General features: G+C 37.1%; 11 protein-coding genes. 4 read left to right on the plus strand and 7 right to left on the minus strand.

Translation table 11 applies throughout. The annotated features are described in order from the left end of the window. Positions 1-175 precede the first annotated feature (175 nt). Positions 176-1144: a sugar kinase gene (locus J3U36_RS01890; protein ID WP_267380877.1), complete on the minus strand. Its 969-nt coding sequence runs from the start codon at positions 1142-1144 to the stop codon at positions 176-178. Position 1145: 1 nt separating this feature from the next. Then, on the minus strand, positions 1146-1961 hold the full coding sequence (locus tag J3U36_RS01895) for a DeoR/GlpR family DNA-binding transcription regulator (RefSeq protein ID WP_267380902.1): 816 nt from the start codon (positions 1959-1961) through the stop codon (positions 1146-1148). A 332-nt stretch (positions 1962-2293) separates the two neighbouring features. On the opposite strand from J3U36_RS01895, the gene J3U36_RS01900 reads away from it, so the two are divergent. From J3U36_RS01900 to J3U36_RS01915, 4 genes are all read left to right on the plus strand, one after another. After that, positions 2294-3148, plus strand: coding sequence for a tagatose bisphosphate family class II aldolase (locus tag J3U36_RS01900; protein WP_267380878.1), 855 nt, complete (start codon positions 2294-2296; stop codon positions 3146-3148). Between the two features lie 12 nt (positions 3149-3160). Further along, positions 3161-4081: a 1-phosphofructokinase family hexose kinase gene (locus J3U36_RS01905; RefSeq protein WP_267352354.1), complete on the plus strand. Its 921-nt coding sequence runs from the start codon at positions 3161-3163 to the stop codon at positions 4079-4081. 10 nt (positions 4082-4091) lie between these two features. Continuing rightward, positions 4092-5504 carry a PTS fructose transporter subunit IIC gene (locus J3U36_RS01910; RefSeq protein WP_267380879.1) on the plus strand — a complete coding sequence of 471 codons (1413 nt, stop codon included), beginning with the start codon at positions 4092-4094 and terminating at the stop codon, positions 5502-5504. Between the two features lie 63 nt (positions 5505-5567). Continuing rightward, positions 5568-6002, plus strand: a complete 435-nt coding sequence (locus tag J3U36_RS01915) for a PTS sugar transporter subunit IIA (RefSeq protein WP_267361416.1) — start codon at positions 5568-5570, stop codon at positions 6000-6002. Positions 6003-6176: 174 nt separating this feature from the next. Here J3U36_RS01915 and ribD read toward each other — a convergent pair whose 3' ends face one another. From ribD to thrA, 5 genes are all read right to left on the minus strand, one after another. Continuing rightward, complete coding sequence (ribD, locus tag J3U36_RS01920; protein ID WP_267380880.1) at positions 6177-7292, minus strand: bifunctional diaminohydroxyphosphoribosylaminopyrimidine deaminase/5-amino-6-(5-phosphoribosylamino)uracil reductase RibD; 1116 nt, start codon at positions 7290-7292, stop codon at positions 6177-6179. 8 nt (positions 7293-7300) lie between these two features. After that, entirely contained in the window at positions 7301-7753 is a 453-nt protein-coding gene (nrdR, locus tag J3U36_RS01925) for a transcriptional regulator NrdR (RefSeq protein ID WP_065558910.1), read from the minus strand. Between the two features lie 158 nt (positions 7754-7911). Beyond that, positions 7912-9201 (minus strand): threonine synthase, encoded by a 1290-nt coding sequence (gene thrC, locus J3U36_RS01930; RefSeq protein WP_267380881.1) that lies wholly within the window; start codon positions 9199-9201, stop codon positions 7912-7914. A gap of 121 nt (positions 9202-9322) precedes the next feature. Further along, entirely contained in the window at positions 9323-10261 is a 939-nt protein-coding gene (gene thrB / locus J3U36_RS01935) for a homoserine kinase (protein WP_267380882.1), read from the minus strand. Further along, complete coding sequence (gene thrA, locus J3U36_RS01940; protein ID WP_267380883.1) at positions 10262-12718, minus strand: bifunctional aspartate kinase/homoserine dehydrogenase I; 2457 nt, start codon at positions 12716-12718, stop codon at positions 10262-10264. Between the last annotated feature and the right edge of the window lie 21 nt (positions 12719-12739).

Consider the following 12739-nt stretch of genomic DNA (forward strand, 5'->3'; position numbering starts at 1 on the left):
TACAAACATTTTAGAAAAAAATTTACATCGAGTTACATACATTTACTAAAAAATAGTGCATAATATATCCGACAATGTATTTATTTCATTGTTTTCCTATTCCTTATGTTTTCCCAATAACCTAGTTATTGGGACTTTTTTTATCTGCCACCCACATTAAAAAAGTTTACGATATTTAATTAACTTTGGAATTAAAAATAAATCTTTCTAATTCTGTTAAGGTAGAGGTGCCTTCCATTGGACCTTTTTGTGAAACGGCTAATGCACCACTTGCATTTGCATATTGCAAAGCTTTTTCAACACTAAATCCCGCAAGCATTAAACTGACAAATGTTGCTGCAAAACAATCTCCTGCGCCTGTTGGATCGATTGATTGCGTTGTAAAACTATCGACATGAATCTTTTTAATCGTATTTTGTTCATCATAACCATAATAAGTTGACCCCTTCGCTCCACATTTCACAACAATATGTTTGATCCCTTTTTGAAGCAATTTTATTATGGTTTCTTGTTCGTTTTCATTATTATGGTCGGCAAAATAATTCACTTCACTTTCACTAGGTAAAAAGATATCAGTATATTCCATGATATAACCAAAAGATTGCTCCATCTCTTGAATATTAAACATTTCTTTGCGTAAATTTGGGTCGAAAGAAATAGTCCCTCCTTTTCGTTTGATGATATCTAATGCTTTGCGCACTGCATCAATTGCTCGAAACGAATACAACGATGAGCCCATAACATGTAAATGAGTACAATCTTTCAACAAGTTTTCGTTGATATGGTTGAATGAAAGAAGACCGCAGGCACTATTAGGAATATTGAAAATAAAATCTCTTTCATTAGAATTGCGGTATGATACGAAGGCGCTACCCGTATTAGCTTTATTATGAAAAGTGATGCCATCCGTCATGACACCATCTTGTTTAAGCCGATTAACACACATTTTGCCAAAGGTATCTTTACCAACACAGCTAAAAAACACGACCGGAAACCCTAACTTTGCCACTTGGTCAGCAAATATAGCTGGCGCACCACTCGGAAAAGGGCCTATAAATTCGCCCGTTTGATCAAAACGCTGATTTTGTTCCTTTGCTAAAAATTCAACTAGTAGCTCCCCGATAGAACAAATCTTAAAATTCACATTATGCTCCTAATTCATTTTGGTAAATGACACTAAATTTATTTGCGGCAAATTGTTTGAAACTAGAATCTAATAATTGCTGATGATATTCGGTTACAGCCGGTCGGGATAAGATCATCACATCCATATTTTTTAGCTTTCCAATGCTATGATCATCATTATAAACAACACGCTGAGGTAAAATACCAATGATGTGATGAGCTTTTTTGATTAATTGCTGATATATACTGATTTGCTCAGTATCTTCAATTATTATTTGGTTATCATGATTAATGGCGGTTAATTCAACAATAAAATGTGAAATCGAATAATCATCTAAAATTGAATCGCAGATATCATTATGCAAAATATTATTTTTTAATAATACACCACCAGTAAGCACAACATTAGCATCGGTGAACTCTTTCGCTAATTGTGCATTATTAATATCATTCATGATTAATTTTAATGATTTTTTAACATGCAAATAGGGAATAAGCTTTCTTGTAAGTCTGCCATGACTTAAAAAAATGGTATCGCCATCATTAATATAATTTAAGCAATTCTTCACTAAATCAATATCATAAATATCATCAACAGGTAATGAATTATTCGCCGCTACAATATGCGTTTTATTATTTGTACCTTCTGGTGACAAATAAATTGCCCCACCAAAAGAACGCTTTAAATATCCTTGTTGTTCTAAATAGGTTAAATCTTGACGAATAGTAACCGTTGAAACTTGAAGCATGTATGATAACTCTTCAACTTTAATTTCACCTTTTTTTCTTACTATTTCCGCAATATCCAATCTACGTTTCAAAAGGGCTGAAGACACTTTAGCCAATTTTAATGTCCTGTATTACATAAAACGAATTAAGTTTAATGATAATAGAATTTATCATACAAGTGGTCAACAATAATTAATAAGTTATGTTTTATCGAAGATACCACATCTTAACATTATCAAAATCACAGGGTTACATGTTAACCATTTAAATTTATCTTTATCAATTTAAATTACTTTTACTGTTGAATAAATGTTCGGTTTTGTGATCCAACTCACGGTAATGACACTGGCATAACTTTCGTTTTGCAATCATAATTTAATAAAAATACTTTCATTTTAAAATTTAGTTCTGGTTGCAAATCAATTTAAGGGGTTGTCATATGTCGATCATTTCAAGTCATAATATGTTAAAAAAAGCACAGCATGAACATTATGCCGTTCCAGCTTTTAACATACATAATTTAGAAACCATGCAAGTTATTGTTGAAACGGTTGCCGAATTACAGTCCCCTGTAATATTAGCCGGTACGCCTGGTACATACTGTTATGCCGGTAGAGAAAATATTATTGCCATTGCCGAAGCGCTATCTAAAAAACACAAAGTACCGTTAGCCATCCATCTCGATCATCATGAAGAATATGATGATATCGTTGAAAAAATTAATTCAGGGATACGCTCAGTCATGATTGATGGCTCTCATTTCTCTTTTGAAGAAAATATTGCGTTAGTAAAACGCGTTGTTGATTATGCTCACCGCTATGATGTGAGTGTTGAAGCTGAATTAGGTAGGCTTGGTGGCGTTGAAGATGATCTTGTGGTGGATGCTAAAGATGCTTTATATACCAATCCTAAACAAGCAGTTGAATTTATTGAACGAACAGGAATTGATTCACTTGCCATTGCAATTGGGACTGCTCACGGTCTGTATAAATCCGAACCTAAATTAGATTTTGATCGACTTTCTGAAATTCGTTCTATGGTTGATATCCCACTGGTATTACATGGCGCTTCAGGTGTTCCAGACAAAGATGTTCGTGAATGCATTCAACGTGGTATTTGCAAAGTCAATGTTGCAACGGAACTCAAAATCGCCTTTTCTGATGCACTAAAACACTATTTTATCGAAAATCCAAATGCCAATGATCCTCGACATTACATGAAACCAGCAAAAGCAGCAATGAAAGAAGTGGTTAAAAAAATCATTACAACATGTGGATGTGCCGGTAAACTCTAAGAGGTCAATCCTATGATCTATACTTTAACACTTAATACGGCAATTGATATGAATATCCGTTGCCAAGGTCTTAATCCCAATGCAGTGAATCGTACTTCACATACAGAATATAGTCCCAATGGTAAAGCTGTTAACGTTTCAATTGTTTTGAAAAAATTTAATAAATCGACATGTGCATTGGGCTTTTTTGGTGGATTTTCAGGAAAATATATTATTGATGAACTCACCAAAATGCAGATTGAAATCAAACCTTGTTTTATCGATGATATCACTCGCATTAACGTTTTTATTAATGATGGACAAAATGAATATAAGTTAGTGGGGAAAGGGCCTTTTGTGCCAGATAAAAAGAAAGCTGAAATGCTAAACATCATTGATTCTCTTGATCACAATAGCTATTTAGTCATCAGTGGTAGCCTACCTAAAAACATCGAGCCTGAATATTATCAATCTGTTTTAGATATATGCCAAACCAAAAATATTCAAGTTATTTTAGATATTAGTCATCCTAAACTCGCTCAATTACTTACTTATAAACCGCTATTAATCAAACCCAATAATGATGAACTGAAAGACATTTTTGGATTAGAAACCCAAACAACGGAACAAGTCATTGCATCGTTATCAACGGTACATTCACTTGGTGCTCAAAATATTTTATTAACTATGGGGGAAAAAGGTCTTTACTTTTCAGATGGTCAGCATGTTTGGTTTTGTAATGCCGTACCAATCAATTTGATCAGTTCTGCTTGTGCAGGCGATGCGTCACTTGCTGCATTTCTTAGTGAATGGCTACCAACACAAGAACACGTTGAAAAAGCAATGAAAAAAGCCTCTGCAACAGGGGCTAATGTTGCAGAATCAGATGGATTAGGTCTACTCGATAAAATCAGTACCTATATGGAGAAACTTGTAGTTACCCAAATTAAATAAAGGGGGCATTATGAAGAAGATACTTGCTGTAACAGGCTGCCCAACCGGTATCGCACATACCTATATGGCAGAAGAAGCGCTAAAATCAGCTGCGCAAAAAGCAGGAATTGAAATTAAAGTAGAAACCAATGGTGCAAGTGGTGTTGATAATGCAATTACCGAAGCTGATATGGCAAATGCCATTGGGGTGATTATTGCGGCAGATAAAGATGTTAATCCTGATCGCTTTAATGGTTTACCTGTTATTGAAGTTCCCGTTAAAGAGGGTATACACAAAGCTGTAGCATTAATAGAGCAGATTACTTCAGGGACAGTTCCTATTCGTAAAGGCGTACAGAATAGTGTTAATAATGCGATCTTAAAGCAAGTGGAAGTCAAAGAATCGATTGGACGCCAGCTCTATAAACACTTAATGAGTGGTGTGTCAAACATGCTGCCTTTCGTTGTCGCTGGTGGTGTACTCATAGCTTTATCATTTTTATGGGGTATTTATTCCGCAGATCCTAATAATGAACAATATAATGAATTTGCAGCAATGCTTAAACAAATCGGTGGAAAAGCATTTGACATTATGGTGCCTATTTTCACCGCTTTTATAGCCAATTCCATTGCAGGTAAGCAAGGGATGGTTGCTGGTTTTGTAGGTGGATTAATGGCTACGGCTACTGGAGCAGGTTTTTTAGGCGGTATTCTCGCTGGATTTGCTGCTGGTTATCTGATGCTGTATCTCAAAAAATGGTTAGATCATCTACCTCGCTTTTTCGAAGGACTGAAATCAATTTTTATTATGCCATTAATCGGTGTATTTGTTATTGGTGCAGGGATGTATTATCTGGGTAAACCCATCGCCATAGCGAATAACACAATGGCTGTATGGCTTGGTTCATTACAACATACTAATCCAATTTTACTCGGTATTGTTATTGGTGCTATGTGTTCCTTTGATTTTGGTGGTCCTATTAATAAAGCAGCTTATGTAACAGGTACTATGTTATTGGGTGAAGGAAATTACTATTTTATGGCTGGGGTTTCAGCTGCTTGCATTGCACCACCTTTTGTTATCGCCTTTTCGACGACCATTTTCCGTCAAAAAGCCTTTACAGAAGAAGAACGTGCTGCGGGTATTGTCAATTATGTTCTCGGTTCCACACATATTACCGAAGGCGCAATTCCATTTGCGGCAAAAGATCCTTTGCGCGTCATTCCAATCATGATGTTATCGTCTGCCATTGCATCCGTATTGACATTTCTATGCCAGATTCAAGTGCCTGCTCCACATGGCGGCTTTTTAGTACTGCCACTGGTAAATAAACCATTTTTATGGGTAGCTTGCATTTTTATTGGTGCGCTGGTTGGCGCTGTGTTACTGGGTTTACTGCGTATGCATGAGAAAAGAAAATCAAAATCGATAACAATGCGTTAATTAATTAACAATTAGTTAGACATTAAACAATTATTCAGGATAAATTTTAAACAGGAACACCATATGAATAATTTAACCTTATCAATCAATGATATCTCGATTTTAAATGGTAACTATTCCAAACAAGAAGCCATTAAGTTAGTCGCTGAAAGTATGATAGCATCCAATTTAGTCACCAATGACTATACTCAAGCGATGTATGATAGAGATGCGCAAATATCGACTTTTTTAGGTAATGGTATTGCCATTCCTCATGGTACCACCGATAAACGTGATAGCGTATTAAAAACAGGTTTGAAGATTATCTATTTTCCGAAAGGCATTCACTGGGATGAAGATGATAATATTGCTTATGTTGTCGTAGGCATTGCAGCAAAAGCTAATGAGCATCTAAATATACTGCGTCAACTTACTCGAGCGGTGATTGCTGAAAATACCTTAGCACGCATACATGCCGTTCAAACTCCCGAAGAGTTATTGGCTATTTTACAAGGGTAATTAATATTTATCCTCCTATGAGTGTGGATCACCTTAGCTCATAGGAGATAATCACAATCAAGTGGAATTGTGATAACTATTGAGTTCCATAAATTTGCATTTATCAGACTTGCAAATAGTCATTATAACTTGCATCTTTGTTAAACACATTTAAACGAATATTGGAAATGAAGACTATTTTCGTTTAAGAATAACTCTCAAATCTTCGTCAATCATTTCAACTGACTCAAAGTGAAATTGTGGTGCGAATGCAAGTTTTTGCAGATTGGGTAATATACACATATTTAACGCATTATGTCCCAATAATTTAGGGGCATAATAGATAACAAGTTCATCCACTAAATCTTGTTCAATTAATGCACCTGCCAGATGAGCGCCAGCTTCAACCCAAACCGTATTCATCTGTTTTTCAGCCAATAGCGAAAATAATTTAGATAAATCTATTTGCTTGCAATGCGTTGGTTCAATAATTATTTTGGTATTTGGCTTTTCTATGGGAGTATCGTTTTTTCGTATCACCCATGTTTCACCAGATTGATTAAAAATATTTTCAGTTCCTGTTAACTCATCTTGACTGTCGATAATGACTCGAATTGGTTGTCTGACATCTTCTAATGAATATATTTTTTGTATGTCATCCGGCAATTCATTATATCTAACCGTTAAACTTGCATTATCTGCTTGTACCGTCGCCCGAGTACTTAAAATACAACTGGCTTGAGCACGAAACTGTTGTACATCTTCTCTTGCCTTGTTTGAGGTTATCCACTTGCTTTCACCCGATGCCATGGCGATTTTTCCGTCTAACGAAGCCGCCAGTTTAAGTTGGACAAAAGGCAAGCCTGTGCGCATGCGTTTTAAAAAACCTTTATTAATCGCTTCCGCTTGGTCAGCTAAAACCCCTTGGGTTACCTCAATACCAGCATCTTGTAAACGTTTAATACCCTTACCTGCAACATTAGGGTTGGGATCTTGCATTGCGATAACGACACGTTTAACCCCTGATTGAATTAATGCATCGGCACAAGGTGGCGTTCGACCAAAATGACTACAAGGCTCTAAGGTAACATAAGCGGTTGCACCTTTTGCTTGTTGTCCCGCCATTTGTAAGGCATAAACTTCTGCATGGGGTTGACCCGCTTTTTGATGATAACCAGTCCCAATAACTTGATTATCTTTAACGATGACACACCCGACATTAGGATTAGGCGTTGTCGTGAAACGACCCAGTTTTGCAAGCTCAATCGCTTGATGCATGTAAACGTGATCTTGATCAGAAATTGTTGTCATATTATTAATTATTTTTGTTGTAATTTAGCAATTTCATTACTAAATTGTTCAATATCATCAAAACTAAAATAGACAGAAGCAAAACGAATATAAGCAATTTTGTCTAAATTTTTAAGCTCCTCTATGACATAGTCACCAATTAATTTTGCAGGAACTTCTCGCTCACCCGTTGCTCTCAGTTTAGACTTAATACGTGTAATGGCATCTTCAATAGCATCAAAACTAACAGGACGCTTTTCAAGTGCACGCTTAATGCCATTACGGAGCTTTTCTTCGTTAAATGGTTCACGAACTTTATTGCTTTTGATGACATTAGGCATGATTAATTCAGCAACTTCAAATGTGGTGAAACGTTCATTACATTCCACACATTGACGACGGCGACGGACTTGGTAGCCTTCTCCAACCAAACGAGAATCAATGACTTTAGTATCTTCAGCATTACAAAACGGACAGTACATAAAACATCTCTATAATGACATAATATACATTACAATATCTGAAAATGTTAATTTAAACAAGGTTTACCTTAATAAAGTCAATTTGTTTTTGAAAATTAGCCTGAACACTTAAATATCCAGCCAAACAGACCGTCGCCAATTAAGCGACGGAAAGCGAATTACCAATCTAACTGAATCAAAAAATCACGTAATTTGACAAAATCATCAGGCATATTATGCGAAAGTAACGGCATATCTGCACGCTCAGCTAATGCTTTAGGTAATGGAATGGTTCGCCCCAAAATATCTTCAACCACTTCTTTGAATTTTGCAGGGTGTGCAGTACCTAAAAATAATCCATATTCACCGGTTTGCAGTTGGTCACGAAGCGCACGATAAGCAATAGCGCCATGCGGTTCAGATAAATAACCTTTTTTATCCAGTTCACGAACGGCTTGTTTAGAAACTTCATCGGAAATAGCGGCATGTCCAAGTGTTTTTAAAACCCAACCTTCACGGTGATAAATTTCTTCTATACGTGGCCAGTTATTAGGTTGGCTCACATCCATTGCATTAGATAGCGTGGCAATAGTAGGATGAGGTTCCCATTTGCCCGTCTCTAAATAACGAGGAACGGTATCATTAGCATTAGTCGCGGCTATAAAGCGTTTGATCGGTAACCCCATCGTCTTGGCTAATAATCCGGCAGTTAAGTCACCAAAATTACCACTTGGCACCGAAATGACCAACTGTTCTCGTTGCTTTGGCGTGAGCTGGGCATAGGCTTCAAAATAGTAACAAATTTGGGCGAGTAACCGGCTAATATTAATTGAATTTGCTGAATTTAAACCAATTGCTGTCTTTAATTCTTCATCATCAAAGGCTTTTTTAACCAGAGCTTGGCAGGCATCAAAATCACTTTGAATAGCAATAGTATGAATATTATCGCCCAATGTACAAAAGAGTTTTTCTTGTAGAGGGCTGATTTTTCCTTGTGGATATAAAATTACCACCCGAATATTAGGTAGATGATAGAAAGCATGGGCAACGGCAGCACCAGTATCACCCGACGTTGCCGTTAAAATAGTGATTTTATCATCGGCAGCAACTTGAACTAATGCTTGCGCCATAAAGCGCCCACCAAAATCTTTAAAGGCAAGTGTTGGTCCGTGATATAACTCTAAAGTACCAATATCATTTTCAACTGCTGTGACTGGCGCAGGAAATTGAAAGGCATTATTAACTAAACGTTGCATATCTTGATGACTGATTTCATCGCCAATAAATGCGGATAAGATTTTGGCACTTCGCGTTACAAAATCGAGTTTTAATAATGATTCAATTTCGTTTGCAGAAAATTTTGGCAATATTTCTGGAAAAAAAAGCCCTTGGTTTCGTCCTAATCCTTGCTTAACGGCCTGAGCAAAGCTAACTTGCTGAGCGTGATCTTTTAAATTATACAATTTCATGATATTTTCCGATAATCTTTATGCTTTAATTGGTTACACTTTTTGACAACCTTTTTAGCGGTTAGTCAGTCATAAATTAGAATAGGTTTAAGTTTAACTCACGTTTCAAAAATGGATAAACTTAAATTACTCTTGCCCCTTGTTGATCAATTTTACAAATATGCGTAAACCCATCACTATTTTGTACATAGCGACTTTTAAGAAGTAGTTCGATTTGCTGCGCAGTCTCTAATTTATCCGCAATAACAAACATGGTTGGTCCAGAACCTGAAATGCCTGAAGCTAACGCACCAAGTTGTTTTACACGTTGCTGTGTTTCATCAAAGTTTGGTAACAACTGTTTGCGATAAGGTTCAGCAATATTATCGATCAGCATGGCAGCGGCTAATTTAGATTGCTTGGTATAACAGGCATGCACAAAGCCGCCTACATAACGACCATGAGCGACACAATCTGATTTTTGATATTGTGCAGGTAAAATAGCCCGTGCTTCAGCCGTTGAGACTTTGATTCCCGGATAAGCCATAACCCAATACCAATCTTCAAAATGAGGAATAGATTCACTGATTATGCCCATTTCATCCAGAATCAATTGCATGCCACCTAAATAGCAAGGCGCAACGTTATCATAATGCACACTACCCGAAATTCGTCCTTCCAGTTCACCCATCATTTTAAGCATTTCAATTTGATTAAAAGGTTGACCAAAATACTCATTTAAGGCGACAAACGCCCCCACGACTGAACACGCACTTGAACCTAAACCAGAACCAATAGGCATATTTTTTTCAAGTGTGATACTAACCGGTAACGTTTTACCCATTGCTTTACAAAAACGCTGCCAACATTGATAAACAATGTTGTATTTAGGATCTCGTGGCAATTTTTTAACAAACTGCCCTTTACTAACCAGTTTAAACTCAGTTGATGATTCAACAGTGATACAATCACCCAGCATCGTTCCACTTATTGGGCTAATTGCTGCACCTAAAATATCAAATCCCACGCTGATATTCGCCATTGATGCAGGAGCATAAACTGTTATGGATTGATGTGTCATTTAACCTCCGATTTTTCCTGAAGTTGTACGCAAAATATCGGCAAACACACCCGCTGCAGTGACATCATTACCTGCTCCATAACCTCGCAAGACTAATGGGATTGGCTGATAGTAGCGAGTATAAAATGCTAATGCATTTTCACCATTTTTAACTTTATAAAGTGGGTCTTCACTATCGACGGCTTCAATTTTAACACTACATTGTCCGCCCTCAATGCTGCCTACATAACGCAATACTTTCCCCTCTTGTATCGCTTTTTCAGATTTTGCTTTAAATTCAGCATCCAATTGCGGTAATTTTGTCATAAACTCTTCGATACTTCCTTGCGCATATTCTTTAGGTAAGACCGATTCCACTTTGATCTGATCTAACTCAAGTTGTAATCCTGCTTCACGGGCTAAGATTAATAGTTTGCGAGCAACATCTGTCCCTGACAAATCATCTCTTGGATCAGGTTCAGTAAAGCCTTTCTCTTTTGCTAGTTTTGTCGCCTCTGATAACGACATGCCTTCATCGAGTTTACCGAAAATAAAAGAAAGCGAACCCGACAAAATACCCGAAAATTTAATGAGTTCATCACCAGCATTGAGTAAATTTTGTAGATTTTCAATAACGGGTAACCCTGCACCCACATTGGTATCATATTGGAACTTACGTTTACTTTTTTCGGCTTCTTGTCGTAAACGTAAATAATAAGCCATTGAACTAGTATTCGCTTTCTTATTAGGGGTAACCACATGGAAACCATTGGCTAAAAAGTCTGCATATTTATCAGCCACTTCACTACTAGAAGTACAATCAACCAAAATTGGATTGAGAAGACGATTATTTTTAGCAAATTCAATTATGCTTTCTAAGGTATAAGGAATGTCAGATTGTTTAATCTGTTCTCGCCAATTTTTTAGATCAATGCCATCACGATTTAATAAACTGTGTTTAGAATTAAACAGACCGCAGACCCGCAGATCAATCTGTTTATTTTTAAGCCATTTTTGTTGGCGTCCTATCTGATCAACCAGTGCTCCCCCTACACCACCTACACCAACGACAAAGACATCTAACATTTTGTCGGTGCCAAATAGCATTTGATGAGTAACACGCACCCCCATTACGGCGACATCATTATCCACAACAACCGAAATTGAGCGTTCAGATGAACCTTGAGCAATAGCCACAATATTAATATTGGCTCGCGCCAAAGCAGTAAAGAAATTAGCTGATAGACCTCGTAGCGTGCGCATACCATCACCAACCACCGAGATAATAGCAAGCTTATCAATTACTTCAATCGGCTCCAGTAATCCATCTTTTAATTCTAAATAAAATTCATCATTTAATGCTTCTTGAGCTCGATATAATTCTGTTTGAGGAATACAAAAGCTAATACTATATTCTGATGAAGATTGCGTAATGAGTACTACCGAAATACCGGCATAAGACATGGCAGCAAAGACCCGTGCCGACATACCGACCATTCCTTTCAAACCAGGGCCAGATACATTAATCATAGCCATGTTATTGAGATTAGTTATGCCTTTTACTGGTGTTGTTGAGTCAACGACATTGGCACCGATCAATGTTCCCGGCGCATCAGGATTATTGGTATTTTTGATAAGACAAGGTATTTGGAACTGAGCAATAGGTAAAATAGTTCTAGGATGAAGCACTTTGGCACCAAAATAAGATAGTTCCATGGCTTCTTGATAAGACATAGTCTTGAGTAATTTAGCATCCGGTACAATACGAGGATCACAAGTATAAACACCATCGACATCCGTCCAAATCTCGCAACAATTAGCTTGCAAACAAGCCGCTAATACGGAAGCGGAATAGTCAGAGCCATTACGCCCAAGCACAACGAGTTCCCCTTTATCATTTCCGGCGGTAAAACCAGGCATCAATATTATATGGTCTTCAGGGATGTGCATATCACTAATTCGATGTGTGGATTGAGCAATATCAACCGTTGATTCCAAGTAGTCACCTTCTGCAATTAACATTGCCACTGGATCAATAACCGTGACTAAATGCCCTTTTGCTTTAAGCAGTGCTTGCATAATGGCAATAGAGAGTTTTTCACCTCGACAAATGATAGAAGCATTGATGCTATCGGGGCATTGTCCTAATAAACGAATACCTTCAAGTAGCTGTTTGACATGATTTAACTCATTTAATGCAAAATGTTTCATGGCTTCGTAAGCAAAATTTGGTTGTGCTTTTGAAAGACCTTCTAACAAATCCGCAAAGATTTTTTCCGCTTCATAAAGGTTATTTCTAATATCTTGCCCATCAACCGTTTTCTCAACCATCGCTACTAAATGGTTAGTGATTTTTGCCGGCGCCGATAATACTGTCGCTGTTTGCTCTTGTTTAGCATTATTCTCAATAATTTCTGCTACTCGCAAAAAACGTTCTGCATTAGCGACAGATGTTCCTCCAAATTTTAATACTTTCATATCACACCCACCCTTACTATC

This window comes from Gilliamella sp. B3817, from assembly GCF_026536705.1.
GTDB lineage: Bacteria > Pseudomonadota > Gammaproteobacteria > Enterobacterales > Orbaceae > Gilliamella > Gilliamella apicola_I.